General features: G+C 47.5%; 18 protein-coding genes and 4 tRNA genes. 14 read left to right on the plus strand and 8 right to left on the minus strand.

The window, feature by feature from the left end; genetic code table 11:
- Window positions 1-56 precede the first annotated feature (56 nt).
- Both CS562_RS12125 and CS562_RS12130 read right to left on the minus strand, forming a co-directional pair.
- Window positions 57-2,231 (minus strand): serine hydrolase domain-containing protein, encoded by a 2,175-nt coding sequence (locus tag CS562_RS12125; RefSeq protein WP_099855892.1) that lies wholly within the window; start codon window positions 2,229-2,231, stop codon window positions 57-59.
- A 157-nt stretch (window positions 2,232-2,388) separates the two neighbouring features.
- Entirely contained in the window at window positions 2,389-3,639 is a 1,251-nt protein-coding gene (locus tag CS562_RS12130; protein WP_180287110.1) for an MDR family MFS transporter, read from the minus strand.
- 141 nt (window positions 3,640-3,780) lie between these two features.
- On the opposite strand from CS562_RS12130, the gene CS562_RS12135 reads away from it, so the two are divergent.
- Entirely contained in the window at window positions 3,781-5,610 is a 1,830-nt protein-coding gene (locus tag CS562_RS12135; protein ID WP_099855894.1) for an ABC transporter substrate-binding protein, read from the plus strand.
- 43 nt (window positions 5,611-5,653) lie between these two features.
- On the opposite strand, the gene CS562_RS12140 is transcribed toward CS562_RS12135, so the two are convergent.
- On the minus strand, window positions 5,654-7,147 hold the full coding sequence (locus tag CS562_RS12140; protein WP_099855896.1) for a serine hydrolase: 1,494 nt from the start codon (window positions 7,145-7,147) through the stop codon (window positions 5,654-5,656).
- 295 nt (window positions 7,148-7,442) lie between these two features.
- On the opposite strand from CS562_RS12140, the gene CS562_RS12145 reads away from it, so the two are divergent.
- From CS562_RS12145 to CS562_RS12170, 6 genes are all read left to right on the plus strand, one after another.
- A complete protein-coding gene (locus CS562_RS12145) occupies window positions 7,443-8,645 on the plus strand; it encodes an outer membrane lipoprotein-sorting protein (protein WP_099855898.1) in 1,203 nt (400 codons plus the stop codon).
- A gap of 456 nt (window positions 8,646-9,101) precedes the next feature.
- Complete coding sequence (gene alr, locus CS562_RS12150; protein WP_076291559.1) at window positions 9,102-10,289, plus strand: alanine racemase; 1,188 nt, start codon at window positions 9,102-9,104, stop codon at window positions 10,287-10,289.
- Between the two features lie 261 nt (window positions 10,290-10,550).
- Window positions 10,551-10,832: a CopG family ribbon-helix-helix protein gene (locus CS562_RS12155; RefSeq protein ID WP_024630715.1), complete on the plus strand. Its 282-nt coding sequence runs from the start codon at window positions 10,551-10,553 to the stop codon at window positions 10,830-10,832.
- Between the two features lie 3 nt (window positions 10,833-10,835).
- Window positions 10,836-11,186, plus strand: coding sequence for a type II toxin-antitoxin system PemK/MazF family toxin (locus tag CS562_RS12160; RefSeq protein ID WP_024630714.1), 351 nt, complete (start codon window positions 10,836-10,838; stop codon window positions 11,184-11,186).
- A 233-nt stretch (window positions 11,187-11,419) separates the two neighbouring features.
- Window positions 11,420-13,609 (plus strand): alpha-galactosidase, encoded by a 2,190-nt coding sequence (locus tag CS562_RS12165; RefSeq protein ID WP_099855900.1) that lies wholly within the window; start codon window positions 11,420-11,422, stop codon window positions 13,607-13,609.
- A 274-nt stretch (window positions 13,610-13,883) separates the two neighbouring features.
- Window positions 13,884-16,106 (plus strand): Tex family protein, encoded by a 2,223-nt coding sequence (locus CS562_RS12170; RefSeq protein ID WP_099855902.1) that lies wholly within the window; start codon window positions 13,884-13,886, stop codon window positions 16,104-16,106.
- A gap of 153 nt (window positions 16,107-16,259) precedes the next feature.
- On the opposite strand, the gene cmpA is transcribed toward CS562_RS12170, so the two are convergent.
- Together cmpA and CS562_RS12180 are read right to left on the minus strand one after the other, a co-directional pair.
- A complete protein-coding gene (gene cmpA, locus CS562_RS12175; RefSeq protein WP_099855904.1) occupies window positions 16,260-16,403 on the minus strand; it encodes a cortex morphogenetic protein CmpA in 144 nt (47 codons plus the stop codon).
- A 229-nt stretch (window positions 16,404-16,632) separates the two neighbouring features.
- Complete coding sequence (locus tag CS562_RS12180) at window positions 16,633-16,989, minus strand: hydrolase/acyltransferase (protein WP_099855906.1); 357 nt, start codon at window positions 16,987-16,989, stop codon at window positions 16,633-16,635.
- A gap of 120 nt (window positions 16,990-17,109) precedes the next feature.
- Here CS562_RS12180 and CS562_RS12185 point away from each other — a divergent pair, with 120 nt between their 5' ends.
- From CS562_RS12185 to CS562_RS12200, 4 genes are all read left to right on the plus strand, one after another.
- Complete coding sequence (locus CS562_RS12185; RefSeq protein ID WP_063564440.1) at window positions 17,110-17,571, plus strand: SprT family protein; 462 nt, start codon at window positions 17,110-17,112, stop codon at window positions 17,569-17,571.
- Window positions 17,572-17,743: 172 nt separating this feature from the next.
- Window positions 17,744-17,819: transfer RNA gene (locus tag CS562_RS12190), tRNA-Asn, on the plus strand.
- A 5-nt stretch (window positions 17,820-17,824) separates the two neighbouring features.
- Window positions 17,825-17,913, plus strand: a tRNA-Ser gene (locus CS562_RS12195).
- A 41-nt stretch (window positions 17,914-17,954) separates the two neighbouring features.
- Window positions 17,955-18,043 (plus strand) — tRNA-Ser (locus tag CS562_RS12200).
- A 388-nt stretch (window positions 18,044-18,431) separates the two neighbouring features.
- Here the strand turns inward: CS562_RS12200 and CS562_RS12205 are convergent.
- Complete coding sequence (locus tag CS562_RS12205) at window positions 18,432-19,130, minus strand: ArsR/SmtB family transcription factor (protein WP_099855907.1); 699 nt, start codon at window positions 19,128-19,130, stop codon at window positions 18,432-18,434.
- Between the two features lie 166 nt (window positions 19,131-19,296).
- Between CS562_RS12205 and CS562_RS12210 the strand changes: the two genes are divergently transcribed.
- A complete protein-coding gene (locus CS562_RS12210; RefSeq protein WP_373561723.1) occupies window positions 19,297-19,899 on the plus strand; it encodes a flavin reductase family protein in 603 nt (200 codons plus the stop codon).
- Window positions 19,900-20,108: 209 nt separating this feature from the next.
- Complete coding sequence (locus CS562_RS12215) at window positions 20,109-20,780, plus strand: MgtC/SapB family protein (protein ID WP_099855909.1); 672 nt, start codon at window positions 20,109-20,111, stop codon at window positions 20,778-20,780.
- Between the two features lie 47 nt (window positions 20,781-20,827).
- On the opposite strand, the gene CS562_RS12220 is transcribed toward CS562_RS12215, so the two are convergent.
- Together CS562_RS12220 and CS562_RS12225 are read right to left on the minus strand one after the other, a co-directional pair.
- Window positions 20,828-21,724 carry a Cof-type HAD-IIB family hydrolase gene (locus tag CS562_RS12220; RefSeq protein ID WP_099855911.1) on the minus strand — a complete coding sequence of 299 codons (897 nt, stop codon included), beginning with the start codon at window positions 21,722-21,724 and terminating at the stop codon, window positions 20,828-20,830.
- Between the two features lie 3 nt (window positions 21,725-21,727).
- Complete coding sequence (locus CS562_RS12225) at window positions 21,728-22,504, minus strand: DeoR/GlpR family DNA-binding transcription regulator (protein ID WP_099855913.1); 777 nt, start codon at window positions 22,502-22,504, stop codon at window positions 21,728-21,730.
- A gap of 307 nt (window positions 22,505-22,811) precedes the next feature.
- On the opposite strand from CS562_RS12225, the gene CS562_RS12230 reads away from it, so the two are divergent.
- A tRNA-Glu gene (locus tag CS562_RS12230) sits at window positions 22,812-22,883 on the plus strand.
- Window positions 22,884-22,944: the final 61 nt, after the last annotated feature.

Below are 22,944 nucleotides of genomic sequence, written 5' to 3' on the forward strand. Positions count from 1 at the left end.
TTTGAACAAGCCTGTTTATCGTTTTTTATACCGTGAATATAAGGTTGGTGCTCCGGTTATTCAGGAGTTACGGTTGCAGGCGCGATTGTATCTTCGGCAGGTTCCTCATCTGAGGAAGTTTCCGATTGCGGCTGCTTTGTCATCAGTTCAGCTACGATCTTGTCGGTTGGCTGTGTAAACAGCTGGTACATAATTGCTGCTTCTTCCTGGCGAATCAGTGGTTTGCGCGCAAGGAAATCGACTGATCCATCCTCCAGCACCTTCACTTCAGGACCGTGGATGCCTAGCTTAACCATCATCTGGATCGCAGGCACAGCCCAGGCATCTGTCTGCCCGGCCAGCTTCACATCCTCGAACAGTTCATTTGGATATTGCAGCTGGAGAGTTCTCCAGATCATCACCATGGCTTCCTGACGTGTGATGACCTGATCTGGTTTGAACTGTTTCTCATCGGCACCCGCGATCATGCCGGATTCATAACCTAGCTGAATGTAACCGGCAGCAGGGTGAGTTGCCCAGTCGGTATCCGCAGGTGGCGTCGTTTTGCTGGCTTTCAGCCCGCTCATTTTAAGGACATCCTCAATGAATTCAGCTCGTGTAACGGCATTTTTGGGTTGAAAAGCTTCACTTGCATCATTGGTATAGTATCCAAGGGATTGCAAACCATAGATGGCTTCAGCATAAGGACTATTCGCCTGGACATCCCGGAAGCCTTGGGGTTTCTGCCCTTTTTTCTCATAACCCATTGGGTTGAGATAAGGTTCTTTCATATAGATGGTTCCATCAGCATTTTCCTTGAACGCCGTGAACTGGCCTGTTAATTCGTCCTTGAAGAGATTATCTTCAACCTGAATCAGGGTACGTGGGCCAAGGAAGACGTCGGAAATGCTCAATTGTCCAGGTTCTTTACCGTCATCTTTCAGGGAACTAACAATGGTGCTCAGTCGCAGATCCGCGTATAGCCCAGCGAAGCGTTGCAGCTCATCCGCAGTTTGAGGTGTATAGTCCTTGAACTTGATGGGCTCCGCATATTGCGGGAAGAACGTTTGGATAAAGGCAGGATAGAAGAGATTACGAAGTGCTCCCGTTTGGTTGTAAGTAAGGAAGACACCTGTGTTTTGCTCGGGAATAAGGAAGAGATAAGAGCTGAATCCGATTAGGTCACCAGCCTTGGTGATAATTTTGGAACTGCTGCCTGCACCCGGAAGCTGAAAAGCAGCTTCAAATCCATAAGTGGTATTGGGGAGCAGCGGATGAATGGAAGAACGGTATTGTTCCATGCTTTTTACCGTAGATTCTTTCCAAATACGTTCGTTATCCTTCACACCATCATTCAGGAAAGCAATAATGAAATTCCCAATGTCCTCTGCCGTTGAGAGCATGCCGCCTTGAGGCATAGGTGTTGGGGAAAGGGTGTACAGGTCGAGTGGATTATGGCCCGCATCATAGGCTGTTGCAAGTTGATTTTTGAACTTGCCGTTCAGCAAGAAACTACTGTTATCCATACCCAGAGGTTTGAAGATATGCTGCTGCATATACGATTCAAACGGCTCGCCACTCACATTCTCCACAATCATGCCAAGCAGCAGGAAGGAGAAGTTGTCGTACATGTAGGCGCTACCAGGTTCTCTAACGACAGGTGGCATATGTAACTTGGCATAATCCTCCATCGATACACTTTTGTCAAAGTCGTCATGGATGTCTTCCTGCTGCGGGTCACGAATCTCGAATCCGGTGGTGTGTGTGAGCAGATTCTCCACCGTTACAGGTTTGTCAAAAGGATTATCGAATTCCAGTCCTTTCACATAGGTCTGGAAATCAGCCTTTAAATCCACCTTACCTTGCTCTACGAGCTGCATGACAGCGGCTGATGTGAATGTTTTGGAGACCGAAGCGATCCGAAAAGTGGTATTTTTCGGATCAACGGGCTCTTTGCTCTCCAGATCGGAATATCCATACCCTTTCTCTGCCACGACTTTTCCATCTTTGACAACGACTACGGAAGCACCAACATATTGGGCTTTCGCTTCGGCGGAATCAAAAAATGTATCCAGAAAGGCTGTCGCAGACTCTGTTGTCAGCGCTGTCACTTTTCCTTTTTCATTGACCGCAGCAGGTGTGGTCTTCGCCTGCACGGCGGGTGCCCATAGACTGAGGGACAGGACCAACGCCATGAACGCCCCTGTTATGGAGGTGAGCCTGAAGCGGGTGCTTCGATTGGATAAATGCATGTAAACACTCCTTCAAAAGAAAATTTTGTAAAAGGAACTCTCCTGTTTATTACTGATTACTGGCCTAATAGGTTTCAAGATAGTAGATTGTGATATCCATTCCTCAATAGAACTCACAACGATCAGGAGCAAAATACAGAATAGAGGATCCGAATATTTAGGAGGCGTCTGCGCATGGTTGTGGTTCTCTTTTTCCCGTTGACGGGCGAAGCGACTGCCGGAAAAATACGAGAGCGCCGATGCCCATCAATATATACAGACCAGCCATTGCATAAGAAGGCAGGAAGGCCCCAATCGTCAGCCCAAGACTACCCAGCAGAGCGGCTGCATTATAACTCATGCCGTCAGCAGCCATATAGGCAGCACGGTCAGATTCAGGAATCATGCCAGCAAGCATAACATGACGAACAGGCGCATACATGAGCTCACCGATGGTTAGCAGTACAGCGGATGTGATAAGCAGCCAGGCCCAATTGCTGAATGCGAGCACGCCAAATCCAGTAGTGTACATACACATGCCGACAGTCATAATAAATCTGGACTGGAACCGCCCCAGCCATTTGGAGAAAGGAATGGCCATGATTACGACGAGTACAGTGTTAATCGCCATGATCAGACTGAACATCTGCAGACCTGAGATATCCCAATGGAACAGTTGGGCGTTGAATTCACTTTTCAGACGAACGGCGATGTATTTATCCATTTGGAATTCCAACGAGACAGCCAGCACTGTTGCGGTGAAAAACACCATAAATCGTTTGTCCCTAAATACACCGCCATACGTTTTCAGTATATTCCTATTAATTGGGACATCAAGCTGATTGGAGTGTCTATTATCCATTGTTTCATGAATATATAACAACAGAATAAATAGTGTAATCAGGCTCTCCATGCATACCAGACTGAACAAAATGAAGCGGAAGGACTCGAACAATAACCCGCCCATGAGCGCTCCAATCGTAATGGCAACGTTGGTGGTCCAATATTGCAGCCCATACACATACTGACGTTCATGCTCACTACTCACGTCTACAATCATGGCATTGGCAATGGGCCCATTAATGCCAGAACTGATGCTGCTAAGCAGAAACATGACACAAGTTAAAGGAACGGAGTCCATCCACGGGGAGTTGGCGGCAGCCAGCCAGAACAGGGCGAATACCTGCAATATTTGGGCGATGACCATCAGTTTCTTGCGTCCGACTCGGTCAGACCAGTATCCTGCGCCCAAGCCAACGATCATGGAGGCCACAATATTAACGGTTAACAGCATACCTGCCCAGCCTGCACCAATCTGGACACTCAGATAAATCGCCATAAAAGGAATAATGGATTTCTGAGTTAGATCCGTAAAAAAATCAGTAATGATACGAATCTTGATGTTGCGATGCAAATCAGTATATTTCATGTGCAGTTCTCTTCCTTCCCGCTGGTGTTGTCGATGTACCTGAGTATAATGGAGGAAAATCTGAAGAAAAACTGTAGAAGCGTAGGAGTCAATTTCGTATTTTACGTAGGGGAATGAAAGGCAGGGATAGTTGTGGAGGTTATGGATCATTATATTCAGCTTCGCATGGCCTTTTCGAATGTAGACGAAGAGGAAGAAATACATACAACGATTGGTGAACTGGCGAATCATTTATGTTGTACGATGCGCAATATGAATCTGATTATGAACAAATTTATGGATCATGGCTGGATCAGATGGAGCCCACAGCGCGGCAGAGGGAAGACATCAGTGCTCGTTTTTTGCCATCCTCTGTTACAGGCTGTTCAGGAACGATTCGACCGCCTGTTGCAAAGCAACAGGTTGGAAGAGGCCTATGCGCTGGCTTCGGCAATGCCGTTCTCGATGCGAGAAATATTGATGCAAGGGTTGCAAGGCCAGTTCGGTCTACGTTCCGATCACGGCACTCAGGGAAGAGTTGATACACTGCGAATTCCTCAGGAGACGGCTTTTGAGACATTGGACCCGACCCGGGCTTACATGTGGGGAGAAGTTGGAATTGTTGCGCAGGTATTTGATCGCTTGGTGCAGTACAACGCTGAACGCCAAGTCTGTGAACCGGGTCTTGCCGTTGCATGGGAGAGCAACCCTGAGGGAACAGAGTGGACCTTTTATTTGCACAAAGGCATACTCTTTCACCATGGCAGGATGCTTGATGCAGAGGACGTAAGATATACATTTGAACGAATTATTTCCGATCAGGTGAACCCTTGCAAGTCACTGTTTGGTTCCATTCATCACATAGAAACGTTCGACGAGCTAACGGTGCGTTTTGTATTGCGGTTTCCCAACTTTATGTTTCCGGATCTGATGAGCAGTATGAATGCATCCATCTTGCCCCGTGATGTGGAGTTTGACCCGATGTATCCGATTGGTACCGGGCCTTACCGATTGACACGTAATCATCCCAAGCTGCTTGTGCTGGAGGTGTTTCCTTCCTATTTCAGGGGGCGGGCGTTTATTGATCGGGTTGAAATATGGCAGCTTCCCCAGACGGGTCGAGTGGAGTCGGCGATCAAACATGACTTGTTTCCAGACGGACAGGCTCGCTTGATTCAACATGAGGTTCAGGGCGGTGTGTTTATGACTTTTAATATGCGAAAAGAAGGCCCACAGCAGGATTTATACTTTCGTCAGGCTGTTCAGCAACTAATGGATCCACAGGAGATGATGGGGGCATTGGCACACACAGGTGTACAGGCTGCATATAGCTTGGTTCGGGACAAGTCCAAGGAAAAGCAGATGCTTGAACGGATTGGATCGAAAACAACAGCCCTCTCAGCTGACTCTTCTCTCGTAAGAGCTTCAGAGTTGTTACAACGCAGCTGTTACGCAGGCCAGATCGTGAATGTGTGGGTAGAGGAAGGCGAGAAAATGGAGACGGACATGGCCTGGTTCGCACAGCGTTGTGCGCTTATTGGACTGAAAGTGAGTGTTACGCCAGGTAATCCGGTAGATGCCGTATACCATGATGAATTCGCCTCTTATGATGTGATTTATACGGGTGAAGTGTTCGATGAGCATGTGACGCTGAGTCTACTAACGATGTATACGTTCCATAATACGCTGTTCCTCATGGCACTGGATGACGAGCGAAAAAGCGAGCTGGAACGTGAATGCAGACACGTCGTTATGATTCAGGATAGTGCTGAGCGATTTCGTACGCTTATGAGTTTGGAGGAGCGACTCATTCAAGAGGCGCTGCTCCTGCCTACATACAGCTTTAGGGAAGAACATGCACACCACGTTTCGCTTCAGGATTATCGTGTCGTAGCATACGGTATGCCTGATCTGCGTCGATTGTGGGTGAAGAGAAGTCCAAATACAGAAGAAGATACTGCGAGTTATCCGGCGTATATCCCACTGTGGTAAAAAGTGTAGTTACTACAATGGGATAGGCCGGTGGAGGATACTTTTATACTGAAGGAGTCTTTATAAATTCAATTGGACTCGTGCCAGGTTCCAGCAGCAGCGGAATGGAGAGAGAGCTTATGGTGTCCTCTTCATCCGTCTTAAACGTAAAAATGATTTTCAAGCCAAACAGGACAAGCTCTACGGAAAACGTATCTTTTCCAGTGTATTCCATAGGCATTTCAATAGCATTCAATGTGGCCTGTAACCCATCATTCGACTGTTGAATAACGATTTCGCCGTAACCTGGATGGGTATAACTTCCCGCATACGCATGGATAGGACGATCATGGGGATAAACCTGAGTATCCACTGGTTTTTCCTCAACAGTGGTTTCTGGAGTAGTTGGTGTTTCTATGGTGTTTGTTGCTGCTTCGGAATCGGTTGATTCTCCAGTCATTAATTTGGCTAATCTCTCGCTCCAATCTACAGGTTCCAATTCAAGCAAACGATCAATAACGTTAAAAGAAATCGTGTAGGGAAGAATACTCCCATGGGTATTGCAAAGGACTACAACACCGATCTGTTCCTCCGGTAAAAAGGCGACCTGAGAAGCGAATCCATCAATTGCCCCACCGTGATGAATCATGGCGTGTCCGCGATAAGAATCAATCATCCAGCCCAGACCATACGTGCTAACAGGCAACTCTTTGCAGTGGAATGGTGAATCACTAGCCATTTGCGGGCTGTGTGTAATAGCCAACTGTTCTTTGGAAATCAGCTGTTTCCCACTCTGTTGCCCTTGATTCAATTGAAATTGCACCCAGGCGATCATATCGACCAGATTGCTGTTAATGGAGCCAGCAGGCCCTACGGCATCTATTTTCCGAAAAGGTATCCGCGTATTCTCACCGTTTTGATCCATATAAGGGAAGGCGAAGTCAGATTGATTCTGCATCTCATCGACAGAGAAGACACTTGAATTCATACCAAGTGGGTTAAACAGGGACTCCTGGACAACATTCTCCCATGAAGTTCCTTTGAGTTGACCTACCAGATAACCAGCAGCCATATACATCAAATTCTGATATTGCCATTTGTTCCGAAAGTCTTCATTAGGCTCCAGATACTGAAGCGCGTTTACAAGTTCTTCTCTGCTCCTTGATGAGTTGTACCAGACCATCTCGTGCCTTGGAAGTCCGGAGCGATGACAGAGCATATCTCGGATGGTGAGTCGTTCTGTAGCTACCGGATCGAACATTTTGAAGTCTTTCAAATACGTTCTGACAGGCGTGTCCCACTTCAGAATGTCCTGATCGACGAGAAGGGCGGCGGTTGATGCTGTGAAGGCCTTGGTACTTGAACCGATCGCGAATAGGGTATGGGGTGTAACTTCAAGCTTGGACTCCAAATCGCGATAACCGTATCCTTTTTGCAAAATGACTTCATCCTTGTGGATAACCGCTACAGCCACACCTACTCCTTTCCAACGTTTAAGCTGCTCTTCCACAAAATCATCCAATCCATTCAGCAATGAGTGAAGGTAGGTTGTGTTCATTATTTTCCTCCAATTTAAAATAGAGTTGTACATCAAATTAGCTACATATTAGTGTTATGTAATTACATGGGTTGGGTTGTTATCTGTATTTACTATGAAGAATCTGGTTGGATTTTACATCCTACCCGAGACTGATTTTGTTACCAGATAGGGTATTACAGCATTGGATGATGCAATGCTTGTCAAACTAGTCCGCATATATCGAACAAGTCCCTCATAACATGTACTAATCAAGTAGGGGTTCTGCTGTACGCACAATCCTGAAGTGAAAACATGTGCTAAAGGGGATGATGTCATGCGCCGAATATCATGGATGCTTGCCATGGTATTGGTCTTATCGACCTTACTTGCCGCCTGCGGGAAGAAGGATGCGGCAGCCGTGGTCAAAGATCTGAACGAAGTCGTAGGAGAAATGGAAAGTTATCAGGGGGCAGGCGTTATGACGCTGCATACCGGAGATACGCCGCAGCAGTATAAGGTCGAGGTATGGCATCAAAAGCCTTCGTATTATCGTATCGCATTAACGAATGCCAAAAAGGATGTAACACAAATTGTACTGCGCAATGATGAGGGCGTATTTGTCCTGACACCGAGTCAGAACAAAAGCTTCCGTTTCCAGAGTAACTGGCCGGATAACCAAGGCCAGGTTTACCTCTACGAGACGCTGATCCGCAGCATAACAGGTGATTCGACCCGCCAGTTTGCCGATGAGAAGGAAAGCTATGTATTCGATGTAGCTGCCAACTACAATACACATGCATTGGTCAGACAGAAAATATGGTTAAACAAAAGTGATTACGCTCCAAAACAGGTAGAAGTATCCGACTCGAATGCCAATGTGGTGGTCGATGTGAAGTTTGATAGCTTCAAATTTGGTACTGAATTTGAGAAAGACGCGTTTGACATGCAGCGCAATATGACTGCTGCTTCAGAAAATGGTGGCAAGGCTGGTACTGACTCAGGCGCGGCTCCTGCTGGGGATGGTAAAGAGACTACCAATCCTCAAGCTGCAACAGAGGAAGGTTCTGCATCGAATCCGAGCGGAACCGTTAGTGACGGACAGACGGGTGTGAGTGATAACGCCGAGCAGCAAGGTTCAGAAGATCCGGCCAGCGGGCAAGGAACCGAAGAACCTACATCGGCCGAGCCGGAAGGTTCGGATAGCTTCGGAGTTATTCAGCCGACATATGCTCCGGAAGGGGTTAAGCTGAAAGACGATCAGATCGTGGAAGGATCAGGAGACTATTCGGTTATGCTTCGCTACGAAGGAACATATAATTACACGATCTTTGAGGCGCGGCCTCAGGACAGAGCTGTATCGCTTGCACCGTCCAGTGTAGTTGACCTTGGATTCACACTTGGTATGCTGAGCGGAGATGCGTTGCAGACTCTTACTTGGATGACTGACGGGGTGGAATACCGAATTACCAGTGCTGACTTGCCTGTTAATGAGATGATGCAGATTGCAACCTCAATGCAGGAAGAGTCAGGGAAATGATTTGCAAAGTATAGTCGTCCTAACATAAGGAATGCTAAGAAGCATCGGAGATATTCTCCGGTGCTTTGCTGCATATAGAGGTCATCTTTCCTGTTTTATAGCCGTGATTCACAGGATTTGATTTCGGTTGAGCCTGTGTGTATCAACAGCCCATGACCCTGCGTAAGATAAGCAAGGATTAGGTCCGGTGCACTCAATAATGCAAAACACGCTTCTACGCGGGAGGAACCGGGTAAATAATACGATATAAGCAGATAAGTTACGTTATGGAGAGATGAATATCTCATTCATGGTCTGGCTTATGGGTCTTATTCCGATTTTGCTCCCGACTTCAGATAGTGCTCCTGTATGTGTTTTGGACTGCAGATCTTCCGTTCATTTGACAGTCACATGCTTGAGCATTACGATGGAGTCTGACGTGAGCCGGATTAAGATGATTAGAGAAGGTGACTTAACGTGCAAGAACAATATCGGCCGACCCAAGCGGAAATCAATTTGGATCATTTGTGCAACAACGTGGACGCTTTCCGTGAAACATTGCCGCAAGGCAAGAAACTGCTCGCTTGTGTGAAGGCAAACGCCTATGGACATGGAGCAGTGGAGATGGCCAGAGAACTGGAACGAGTTGGCGTGGATTACTTAAGTGTAGCTTTTCTTGACGAAGCGCTTGAATTGCGACAACACGGGATTACCCTTCCGATTCTGGTATTGGGCTACACGCCGCCAGAAGGCATCGCTGAAGCCTGGAAACATGATGTAACCATTACGCTGTTCAGTAAGGAAGTACTCGAAGCCATTCGACATCTGGAGACGGGCACATCCTCTCGTAAGCTCAAGGTTCACATCAAAATCGACAGCGGCATGGGCAGACTTGGGCTGTTGCCTGGCGATGAGGCGCTTGCATTCATTCAGGAAGTAGCCCATCTGAAGCAGGTTATGCTTGAAGGCATGTTTACCCATTTTGCCAAGGCGGATGAAAAAGACAAGACCTATACACTGGAGCAGTATCGACGGTTCCAAGGCGTGGTTGATGCGCTGCGGGATCAGGGATGTGTCATCCCGATTATACATACGGCGAACAGCGCCGCTACCATTGATACGCCGGAGTTGTCCTACAATATGGTACGTGTGGGCATTAGTCTGTACGGATTGTATCCTTCGGGAGAGGTGAATCATCAGGTAGTGAAGCTGTCCCCGGTATTGACACTGAAGACGAAGGCGGTTCTGGTTAAAACGCTGCCACCTCACTGGGGTGTCAGCTACGGAACCCGTTATGTAACACAAGGGAACGAACGAATAGCGACCCTGCCTATCGGCTATGCAGACGGATTTTCAAGAATGCTGTCAGGTAAAGCACAAGTACTTGTGCGCGGCCGCCGCGTTCCCGTCGTCGGTACGATCTGCATGGATCAGTGTATGGTGTCGCTACAATCTTTTGCAGCAGAAGCAGAAGAAATTCAAGCCGGCGAAGAGGTTGTTCTCATCGGTCACCAATCGGGTGCAGTCATAACTGCAGACGAGGTGGCATCTCAGCTCGGTACGATTCCCTACGAAGTGGTCTGCATGATGGCGCACCGAATCCCGCGGGTTTATACCCGTAATGGAGCAGTAGTCGCCAGAATCAACCCTCTTTTGACATCCTGATAGCTCGACTGGACGCTATTTCCAATAAACTTTTTTTCAGAACAGAAGGAAAACTGTCGGAGCATCTCGAATTATGAATGATGACTGGGATGAAAAATCCTGAAAAGAGATGTTTGGTCTGTACGAATATTGTTCCCCGTGTTTATAATGGAGTACAGCATACTTGATATACTCGGGGCATATATATTCCTTTGTATAAAAGTTCTGGAAAAACGTAATACTGGTTCACAATGGCGAAAGGTTTGTGGGGGTGGAAGAAAGGTGGCCAACTTGCAGAACACCAAGCGGATCATGATCAGTTTGCCTGATTATCTTTTGCAAGAAGTGGATGGCATCGTAGCGCTGGAGAATTCCAACCGCAGCGAATTGATTAGGCAGGCCATGAAGCTGTATTTGACGGAGCGTAAGAAACGTTACATCCGTGAATCGATGCAGCGAGGGTACATGGAGATGGCGAAGATTAACCTCACCATGGCATCCGAGGCCTTTCACGCGGAGGAAGATGCGGACAGCACTCTGGACCGCTTAGTTAGCGGGGTGTAGACATTGATCGTAAAACGCGGTGACGTTTTTTTTGCGGATCTTTCTCCCGTTGTCGGTTCCGAGCAAGGTGGAGTCAGGCCGGTTCTGGTCATCCAGAATGACATCGGCAACCGGTTTAGTCCTACTTGTATTGTGGCGGCGATCACCGCCCAGATCCAAAAGGCAAAGCTGCCGACGCATGTGGAGATTGATGCGGCGGCACACGGCTTTGACCGGGACTCGGTTATTTTGCTCGAACAAATACGGACGATTGATAAGCAGAGGCTGACCGACAAGATTACCCATCTGGACGAGGAGACCATGAAACTGGTCAACGAAGCCTTACAGATCAGCCTAGGTTTAATCGATTTTTAAGGCAGCAGGCAGTTGTTTCTTTGTTCTGCCGTGCCATCCGTAGACAATGGATGTTCCTTACAGGAACACACAATTTCAGACAGCAATCAGAAGAGCGTACAACAGCCTAACGGCCGGGGTACGCTCTTTTGATTAAAGCTTCATGAAAGCGTAGAACATTTTGAAGCTTTTCGTTATAATGATACCTGAGAAACCGTTTACGTAATCGACATATATAGAGGTGGAGGAGACATATGAGCATTTATATTGATCAGGAGAAGCTTCAATTTCATCTACAGACTCAAAAGGCAAGCTATGTATTTCAGGTCCTGCCTTCGGGATATTTGGTACATTTATATTATGGCAAAAAACTGCGTGATACCGATCTGAGCTGGCTTCATGTGCGTACAGAGCGTGCTTCGTTCAGCCCGAATCCGGTGCCGGAAGATCGGACGATCTCTTTCGACACGTTGGCAGTAGAACTGCCGGTGTATGGTACAAGTGATTTCCGTAATCCGGCAATCCAATTGGAGCTTGAGAATGGTTCAACCGTTTCGGAGTTCACGTATACAGGCCATCGATTGATTAAAGGAAAGGCAGCGCTTACCGGACTACCTGCGACTTATGTTGAATCTGACGATGAAGCTGAGACACTCATCATTGAACTGGAAGATCGTGTTGCAGGGATCAAGATTGAACTTAGCTACACTGCCTTTACGGCATTTAATGCGATTACGCGTTCCATGCGCATCATTAATGAGAGCGCTACCTCGGTGAATATTGCCCGTGCGCTCAGCTCCTCCGTTGATTTCCCGCATGCTGATTACGAATTGCTGCAACTGTCAGGAGCATGGACGCGTGAACGGGACATCGTTCGCAGACCGCTTGCTTCTGGCTTGCAAGGCATCGAGAGCCGCCGCGGCTCAAGCAGTCACCAGCAGAACCCGTTCATTGCACTGATGACACCAGGTACAGACGAAGATCAGGGTGAAGTCTACGGGTTCAGTCTTGTATATAGCGGCAGCTTCACTGCACAAGCAGAAGTGGACCAGTTCCATACCACTCGTGTAACATTGGGAATCAATCCGTTTGAGTTCAGTTGGAAGCTGGATTCGCAGGAGTCATTCCAGACACCTGAGACGGTTATGGTCTATTCGGACGCAGGTCTCGATGGTATGTCCCAGTCGTATCATGAATTGTACCGGGAGCGACTGGCACGCGGACAATTCCGCAATGCAGAGCGCCCGGTTCTGGTTAACAACTGGGAAGCGACCTATTTCGGCTTCAACGCAGATAAGATTGAGCAGATCGCCCAAGCAGGGAAGAAGCTTGGTATTGAACTGTTCGTACTGGATGATGGATGGTTCGGACATCGGGACAGCGATAACTCCTCACTCGGTGACTGGATTGTGGACAAGAATAAACTGCCACAAGGCCTGGATGATTTGGCCAACCGGGTAACCAGTCTGGACATGCAGTTCGGATTATGGTTTGAGCCTGAGATGATTTCGCCAGACAGCGAATTGTACCGTGCTCATCCGGACTGGTGTCTGCATGTGCCGGATCGCCGCCGGACGGAAGGGCGCCAACAATTGGTACTCGATTTCTCCCGTCAGGATGTGCGTGATGAGATTGTACGCATGCTAAGCGATGTGCTTGGATCCGCGCCGATCACTTATGTGAAATGGGACATGAACCGGAATATGACGGAAATAGGTTCTGCATTGCTGCCAGCAGACAGACAGCGCGAGACAGCACATCGTTATATGCTTGGATTGTACGAAGTCATGGAACGGATTACTTCGTCGTTCCCGAATATCCTGTTCGAGAGCTGTTCAGGTGGTGGCGGCCGTTTTGATCCAGGTATGCTGTACTACATGCCGCAAACGTGGACCAGCGATAACACGGACGCGATATCCCGTTTGCGTATTCAGTATGGTACAAGCCTGGTATATCCGGTAAGTTCAATGGGGTCACATATCTCAGCTGTACCTAATCATCAGGTCAACCGAATTACTTCTCTAGAGATTCGTGGACATGTCGCGATGTCTGGTAACTTTGGATACGAGCTGGATTTGACTCGTTTCTCAGAGGAAGAGAATGCCATTGTAAAGGCGCAGGTTGAGCTGTACAAAGAAATTCGGGGAACCATTCAATACGGAACGTTCCGTCGCTTGCTAAGTCCGTTTGAGGGAAATGAAACGGCCTGGATGTTTATTGCACCAGATGGCAGCGAAGCCGTTGTATTCTACTTCCGTGTGCTGTCTGAACCGAATGCACCGCTCCAACGTCTGAAGCTGAAGGGCCTCGACCCTGATGCGGATTACCGCCTGAAAGGTGGTTCCGAGACGTTTACCGGGGATGCACTGATGTATGGTGGGATCTCCGTAGGCCGTGCATCGGGAGACTATCTGAGTGAAATGTTCCGCTTCGAACGGGTATAATAAACTGGCGTGATGGCAGTGTTTGTCAGGAGAGACCGGAAGACGTCGGGGAGACGTTTTTCGGTTTTTTCTAATGGCTGAGACGAAGGTTTGATACGTAATCTCAATTGTAAGAACTTGTAACCTGGACGAATGCTGGAAATCTGAACGGGATTTTGTGATAATATAGGGGAGAGGAATCTGCTTGAATGCAGGTTCGATACTGTGATTACAGCAGCAAAGCTGCCCTGAACAAGCTTCAACTGAACGATTCAGGAAGGAAAGAGGGATTTATTTGTCTGAACAGGAAACGGTTCTGGAACCCAATGAAGAAACAATAAAGGCAGAACGCCATGAACGAATCATCAAACAGGTAGCCAAGGAACTGTCACTGTCCTTGAAGCAGGTCCGCACCACGTCGGAGCTTCTGGACGAAGGCAATACGATTCCATTTATCGCCCGCTACCGTAAAGAAATGACTGGAGAGCTGGATGAGAACCAGCTGCGGCTCATTGAAGAGCGCATCGTTTACTTGCGCAATCTGGAAGACCGCAAAGTGGAAGTCATCCGTATTATAGAGGAACAAGGCAAGCTGACCGGAGAACTGAAACAGTCTATCACTCAGGCAGTTAAGCTGCAGGAAGTAGAGGACTTGTACCGTCCGTTTCGTCAGAAGCGGAAAACCCGTGCCAGTGTAGCGAAGGAAAAAGGTCTTGAACCACTCGCTGTCTGGATCTGGGGTCAACCGAAGCAAGGCAATGTCCTGGAGGAAGCTGCGCGTTATATCAATGCTGAACTTGGGGTAGAAGATGCAGAGGTCGCACTTCAGGGAGCCAAAGATATTCTGGCTGAGAATATTGCAGATGATGCTGCTATTCGTGCATGGATTCGTCGTTATACGCTCGATCATGGCATGCTGACTTCGGAAGCGAAGGATGCTGAGCAGGAGTCTGTATATGAGAACTACTATGATTATCGTGAATTAGCCAAAAAAATGCCTCCTCACCGTATTCTCGCAATTAACCGCGGTGAACGTGAAAACATTTTGAAGGTAGGTCTGGACGTGCAGCCTGAACCAGCTCACCGCCACATGGAAGGACAAATCATTAAGGGTGCGTCTGCGGTACAGGACGTTTTGCGTGATATGATTGAAGATGCTTATAAACGTTTGATTGCCCCTTCGATTGAGCGTGAGGTTCGTGCAGAGCTGACGGAAAAAGGTGAAAACCAAGCAATATCCGTATTCTCGGCTAATCTTCGTAATCTGCTGCTTCAGCCGCCGATTCATGGCAAACGTGTGCTTGGTGTCGATCCTGCCTACCGTACGGGTTGTAAACTGGCTGTCGTTGATGATACGGGCAAGCTGCTGGAAGTGGCTGTTACGTACCCAACGCCACCGCACAACAAGAAGCGTGAAGCTGCCGAGGTTTTCCATCGGATGATCAAGCAATATGATATCGGGTTGATTGTCATCGGTAATGGTACCGGATCCCGTGAAACAGAACAGTTTGTTGCCGAGATTATTCAGGAGAACGGGGACGAAAGTCTCGTGTATCTGATCGTCAATGAAGCTGGAGCGAGTGTATATTCTGCATCCAAGCTGGCCCAGGAAGAATTTCCGGATCTTGACGTTGCTGAACGGAGTGCTGCTTCGATTGCCCGCCGGGTGCAAGACCCGCTGGCTGAGCTGGTTAAGATTGATCCAAAAGCCATTGGTGTAGGCCAATACCAACATGACGTATCTCAAAAAATATTAGAAGAAAGCTTGAAGGCTGTTGTGGAATCCGCAGTTAACCATGTGGGCGTGGATGTGAATACGGCTTCGCCTTCACTGCTGTCCTATGTTGCAGGTGTGAATGCCACCATTGCCAAAAATATTGTGAAGTACCGTGAAGAGAACGGCCGGTTCACGAATCGTCGCCAGTTGCAAAAAGTGCCGCGTCTGGGTGCTAAAACCTATGAGCAATGCGTAGGCTTTATGCGGATTGGTGAAGGCGAGAACCCGCTGGATCGCACACCGATTCACCCTGAATCGTATAAGGTCGTAGACCAGCTCTTTAAGGAACTTCAGGTTGCGCTGGACAAGCTTGGCAGCAAGGAACTGTCTGTTCTCCTGTCTGAGCAACAACCGGAACAGCTGGCTGTGAAACTGGATGTGGGTGTGCCTACACTGCGTGATATTCTGGACAGCTTGCAGCGTCCGGGCCGTGACCCGCGTGAGGAAATGCCGCTACCGATCTTCCGCACAGATGTGCTCAAAATTGAGGATTTGGTGGAAGGCATGGAGCTGCAAGGTACGGTTCGTAACGTAATCGACTTTGGTGCCTTTGTTGATATCGGCATCAAGAGTGACGGACTTGTCCACATCTCACAGCTGAGTAACGGTTATGTCAAACATCCGATGGATGTTGTATCTGTCGGAGATAATGTAACGGTTTGGGTGATGAACGTGGATACCAAAAAAGGCCGTGTCGGCCTCACGATGAAGAAACCTGCTTCTTCTAAGCAGTCTTCCTAATCCAGGCACAATGATCGGAGAACAGCCTTCCCTGTAATGGGAAGGCTGTTTGTTGTCAGTTATAATAGTACTGTTGCCCGTACTGTATTCTTCGAAGGGATTTTATGAAAGAAGTGAGAGCTTGAAGTGGACGGAGAGAGTGGCGTCGGATTCTTAGAGTTCGCTGTCCGCGCTGCGCGGGCTGCCACTTGTCGGTTTGTTTCGGTAAAAGAACCAGCATTCGTTCAGCAGCTTGATCTGTCTGCTGTCCTTTTTGTGAAATGCACGCATCAGTTGATTGCAAAGCCATTGAGGCAAGGGTATCTCCTCCTCTTGCATAATTCATCTGTACGTTAGCATATGTGGCAATAGCCTGGACTGTGCGAATTAACCCGTGATGAACTCGGAAAATTCAATATGTATAAGGATATGGGTTAAAGGACAGAGCCCATGATTGTAGGGGTGAAAAAATGAAAAAACGCAACCCCCGCTTTTAGGAGATGCGCTTTTGGTTCCATCCTGCATTAATAATAAGTCCATAAGTAAATCAGAGTGATTCCATCTCTTCTTCATACCATTGCTCTAATTGAGCCTGAAGGGCACGGATCTCAGTGAGCAGGGAAATCAAAGGATATTCGCTCTCTCTTAGTTCTGCAAAGCTTTGTTCAAGCGCATTGATATAATCAAGGCCTCCGATGATGGAGAGTTGCTCGTCCAGAAGATCAAGATTGTCACATTCGGCGATTGCCCAAGGTAGAACAGGTACATCTGCTGCGGTAAGTTTGTCAATTTCTTTGTGCAGGCGCAGGTTGAGCGCACTGAGTTGATAAGCGTAATCGGCAGGCATTTCCACAAACTGCAATTGCTGTTCCTGCTGCAGGATGACGTAGCGCATTGTAGGCATAACGAGTAATAATCTCCCCTCATACATTCTACTTGACAGTGTAGCCTACGAAACGGTTAAAATTCAAGTATTATGGCGGAAAAACAAATGGCCCAAGGAATGTGAAAGGAGGACAAGCCGATGGAAAATGAGGAATTGCAGCAATGGATTGAGCAGGTGTCACTGGATCATTTCGGGGTTCCGTTCACTCATGAGGCGCTGTTTAATCGTCGCTTGACCACTACAGGTGGACGCTATATGCTCAAGAGTCACCGGATAGAGATTAATCCTCATCAGCTCGAAGCCTATGGGCGGGAAGAGGTTGAGAAAATCATCAAGCATGAACTGTGTCACTACCATCTGCACATTCGTGGACGCGGCTACCAACACCGTGATCCTGAATTCAAGGCCTTATTGCAGAAGGTGGGCGGTTCGCGGTTCTGTCAGTCCCTTCCGGATGGAAAGGGCAGAAAACCATTACCGTATCGCTATAAGCTGGTGTGCAAGAGCTGCGGCACGGAATATTTGCGTAAACGCAAAGTTGATCCGAAGAGGTATCGCTGTGGTCGATGTGCGGGTAAGTTGGGGATTCATACCATCTGAGGTTAACGTTTATTGGAAACAACACTTCTTAGCACAAGACCCTCAAGACTATATGCAATACGCTCCCTGGCGAGCATTTATGGGAGTATCTGAAGCTTATAAAGAAAGTCACCGGAGGCATGTTGACTTGGAATATTAATCATGATAAATTTAGGTTATTCAAGATTATTATTCCCTGATAGCTCAGTTGGTAGAGCACTCGACTGTTAATCGAGTTGTCACAGGTTCGAGCCCTGTTCGGGGAGCCATTCTTGGAGAGATACCCAAGTGGCTATAAGGGGACCCTCTGCTAAGGGGTTAGACTGCGTAAGCGGTGCGAGGGTTCGAATCCCTCTCTCTCCGTNGGAGCAATCCTTGTAAGCATTGTTCATGATTGTCTATTTGGAGAGATACCCAAGTGGCTATAAGGGGACCCTCTGCTAAGGGGTTAGACTGCGTAAGCGGTGCGAGGGTTCGAATCCCTCTCTCTCCGTTCTGATTTACTTCTCTGTACAAGGGATGAGAACCCTAGAGGTTCGTCGAAGTATACGCTTCGTAAGCAATACATCGCAGTCTCGAATGAAGTGAGAGTATGCCTCTCTCTCCGTTCTGAATAAACCAAACATAATCCCCCTCCTCAGTAACCTNNNTTCTGATTTACTTCTCTGTACAAGGGATGAGAACCCTAGAGGTTCGTCGAAGTATACGCTTCGTAAGCAATACATCGCAGTCTCGAATGAAGTGAGAGTATGCCTCTCTCTCCGTTCTGAATAAACCAAACATAATCCCCCTCCTCAGTAACCTTAACGGATACTGAGGAGGGGGATTTTTGATGTATCGTCATTTTGACAATGTACAAGAAAGAATGCCTGGTTGCCACGCTATAATGAAATACCCAATACCTCGTACAAACCCTTCTTGCCAGCTTCCGTGACTTCCACCGAACGGCTGCTTGCCTTCTGGCGGGTCCAGTCCAGCTCAGACAAGCGGCGTCCCAGTTCGTCTCCCAGTACACCGGAAATATGATGACGACGCTCACTCCAGTCCAGACATTTGCGAGCCACAGCGCGGCGTGATCCTGCTTTTCCTTCAAGCAAAATGCCAAAAGAAGTGAACCATTCAATCCCTTTCTCTGTAATGTGGTAATCCTTGGCCTGCTCATCCTCAGGTTCTTCGAGATAACCTTCCCGCAATAACGCTTCACACAACGCTATCCCTAATTTTCCGGCCAGATGCCCATAACAGGTTCGAGCAAAGCTTAGATGTTGAAGCTGGTTAGACTGTTTGAGAGATCTCACTTGTACTGGTGCGGCGATACTACCCATCGTCTCAATCAGAAAAGCAACCTCTTTTCCTGCGAGACGATAGTATCGATGTCGTCCTTGCTGTTCAACGACGAGCAGCCCGCCTTCGACCAGCTTGGCGAGATGACTGCTTGCAGTTTGAGGGGTAACACCCGCCATGTATGCAAGTTCGCCGGCAGGAAGTGCACGACCATCCAACAAAGCTTCCAAAAAAATAGCACGACTGGGATCAGCAATTAACGATGCAATTACAGAAATATTCGGATATGTATTCATACTTCGATGATACCTTAACTATTGGTGTATTACAATTAATCATGCATGAATTAGAACCCAAGAGATGGAAGGGACGGGTTGAAGAATGGAGGAAGAAGCATTGTATACCAATGATAGAACGCAAAAAGAGTTTGAACCGGTGAAGCATCGGGACTTGAACAGAGAGCTGATACAGCACGAGGTGATAAATCCAAGTATTTTGTACTATGGCACACCTGTATTGCTGCTGAGTACGTTAAATGAAGATGGAACGACAAACCTGTCGCCGCTTTCATCATCCTGGGCACTTGGTGACTGCCTGGTACTTGGAGTTGGTATTCAGGGCAAAGCCTTTGAGAATCTGAGCCGCCATCCCGAATGTGTGATTAATCTGCCGGATGCATCCTTGTGGGAGCAGGTTGAGGGACTCGGGCGTTATACCGGAATATATCCCGTTCCAGAGGAGAAAAGGATGATGGGATTTGAGTTTTGCGATGATAAATTTGCCCTCTCTGGACTGACACCCCAAGGTTCAATTCAAGTTGAGCCGGATAAAATAGCAGAGTGTCCGCTCCAGATTGAAGCAGCGGTGCAACACATTCGTATCCCCGAACATACACCTTTCATGGCAATTGTGGAAGTAAAGGCGTTGAAGGTACATGTACATACCCGCCTGATATCAGGTTTGAACAAGATTAACCCGGAGAAGTGGAATCCTTTAATTTATAATTTCCGACATTATTATGGACTTGGAGAAAGGCATGGGGAGAGTTTTCGGGCAGAGAAGTGATGTAAATGGTCTGTATAGCATAGAAACGAATAAGTAATCCAGAATATATGAAGTGGTGCCGGTTGGGGTGCCGCTTCTTTCTATCTATATTGAGGCTTCATTAAGGTGTCATGCGAGTAATCAAAGAATTAGGTTATTTTATTAGGCAGGGATTGGGTAAATAGTAAAGAAAGATACATGTAAGCATATACATAACAGAGGTGATGAACATGGAAATGGAATACTTAATGCGTGTACTCATAGCTGGCATATGCGGCGTGTTGATCGGATATGAGCGCAAGAACCGAATGAAGGAAGCGGGGATACGTACACACTTTGTTGTTGCGGTGGGTGCAGCATTGATGATGATTGTTTCCAAGTATGGCTTTCAGGATCAGGCAGGCTGGGCGAATCTCTCGCTTGACCCATCCAGGATTGCCGCACAGGTGGTCAGTGGGGTTGGCTTCATTGGGGCCGGGATGATCTTCACACAGCGCCACACGGTTCGGGGATTGACGACAGCGGCGGGAATTTGGGCGACCGCAGGGATGGGACTGGCTGTGGGTTCAGGATTGTATTGGACAGGGGCGGGGGTAACGCTGCTTATTGTAGTGGCACAGATGCTTCTGCATCGGCCGACACGCTGGTTGGTGTCCGCGAGAACAGAGACGCTGACCATTCGTCTGCTAAAGGAAGGAGACACCCTCAAAAACGTTTTGGCTCTGCTGGGACAGGAGAAAATTTCGGTGGTTGGATTCAAAACAGAACAGCAAATAAGCACAGACTCCGGGGAGGAGACTGTACTTGAATTCACTCTGCAACTGCCTGGATCATATCGGGCCGAGCAATTAATTATTTTATTGCAGGATGTGCCTTACGTTCGCTCGGTTGATATGAGGTAAGTCTTGGTTATTGCTAGGTATCTAGGCCGAACCATCAAGAAAATAGATTACTGACCGCTTTCAATGACAGTCTCTGGCTGGGAGACCGGCTTGCCTTCAAGAATAGACTGAATGGCATGTGCGACACCATGCTCCACATTGGTCAAAGAGATAGCCTTGGCAATCGCCTTAATCTCTGGTTCAGCATTGCCCATGGCAATACCGAGTCCTGCCATTTTCAGCATGGATACATCGTTGAAGTTATCACCAATGGCTGCTGTATCTTCCATGGAGATGTTCAGATGAGCTGCCAGTTTGCTTAAGGCGTTACCTTTGGATACATCAGGATGCTGCATTTCGAAGTTGTGTTCAGCGGATACCACCATGGCTACATCGGAGCGAGAAGCAAAGTATTCGCGTCCCTGCTGCAATTGAGCCGGATCCAATGAAAAGGCCATAATATTGTAAATGTAAGCTTCGGAAGGGATTTCCTTATGGGAGTCTACGCGGTGATAGTCTTTCTTGGCATAGTGCTTCTTAACAGCTCGAATAAGGCGTTCAATATCTTCCCCAGGACTGGAACCCAGAATGCGATCCATCTCAGCGAGCATCGCCTCATGGCTGCTTATAGGTGCGTAAATACCCTGTTGTGTGGAGGCTTCGTAGTAGCAATGATGATCCTCCAGCCACTGCATGACGGACGCGGCCGTTTCACGCTCGAGTGGAAGATGGAATAGGCGTTCACCGTTGGCATCATGGATGGTAGCTCCGTTGGAGCCGATAACTGGCGTGTTAATTCCGCCTTCACTGCTTATCGTTAATACGTCGGAATAGACCCGTCCTGTAGCAATCGTAATCTTTAATCCTTCTTGTTGAGCCTTATGAATTGCAGCTGCGTTTTCCGGGCTGATCTGACTGTCTCTGTTCAACAAGGTTCCATCTAAATCGGTAGCAAATAATTTCATATGTTACAACTCCTTTTCAATTGTAGGTTCAGGAATGAGAATCTCGACTTGTTGTTCGGCTAGAAAAGTTCGCCAATCTTGGGAAGGCCATTGGTCTGTAATTAACATGTCAACGAGTGACCAGTCCGCAAAACGATAACCATATCGCTTATCAAATTTGGAATGGTCAGCGAGTACAATAACCTGTTTTGCAGCCTGCATCATTTTGTGCTTGATCTTTCCTTCTTCTTCAGAGGCACTGAAGCCGTCCATCGTAATTCCGCCAATGCCGATAAAGGCTTTGTCTACATAATAATGGGAAAGAGTTTCAATCACTGAAGTACCATAGACATAACGTTGCTCCTTATCGACTGTGCCGCCCAGCAAACGAATCTCGACAGCAGTATGATTGGAGAGAAGATCAGCTGAATAAATGGAATTGGTGATGACAGTACAGGACTTGCCATTTAGATTTTCGGCACAAGTTTGCACGGTAGTGGAAGAATCCAGAATAATGTGTTCACCTTGGCGGACGATAGCAGCCGCTAGCTTGCCAATAGCTCTTTTTTCGTCGGAAATGTGGAGCAAACGATCTTTATAAGATCGGCGCTCATCTGGTGGAACGGGGAGAATTGCACCGCCGCGCGTTCGGATAATGGCATCCTGTTCTTCGAGTTTGATCAGATCCCTTCGTGCTGTGTCCCGGGAAACGTCAAAGAGGGATACAATATCATCAGCCGAGATGCGATTGTGTTTACGCAAATGTTCAATAATCAGCTGCATTCGTTCTTCCTGAAACAAACGTGCCGCCTCCTTATACGTAGCTGACCGTGTATATTACTGATAGGTTAATTATAAGTACTAATAATGATATTTGCAATATTATAAGTGAATGTAAGTGTATTTAAGTTTTTTGATACTAATTTTACAAATTGCGATGATTACGGTGATAAATTTGTGAAAGACATTCCAGGCGTGAACATGCTCTTGACCTCATGGAAAAGGGTGAAAAGGAGTGCATAAAAAAAGTTTGAAAAAAAGTGTTGCACATTTAAGTTGGCCTATGATATACTCATTCTTGTCGCCAAGAAAGACAACTTGTTTACAAGGCCCGTTGGTCAAGGGGTTAAGACACCTCCCTTTCACGGAGGTAACAGGGGTTCGAATCCCCTACGGGTCATTATCTTCACCACCTCAGGGATATACAATCCTGATGAGGAATCCTCAAAAAGTCATAGCTC

The sequence above is a fragment of the Paenibacillus sp. LK1 genome (assembly GCF_002750415.1).
GTDB classification, from domain to species: Bacteria; Bacillota; Bacilli; order Paenibacillales; family Paenibacillaceae; genus Paenibacillus; species Paenibacillus taichungensis.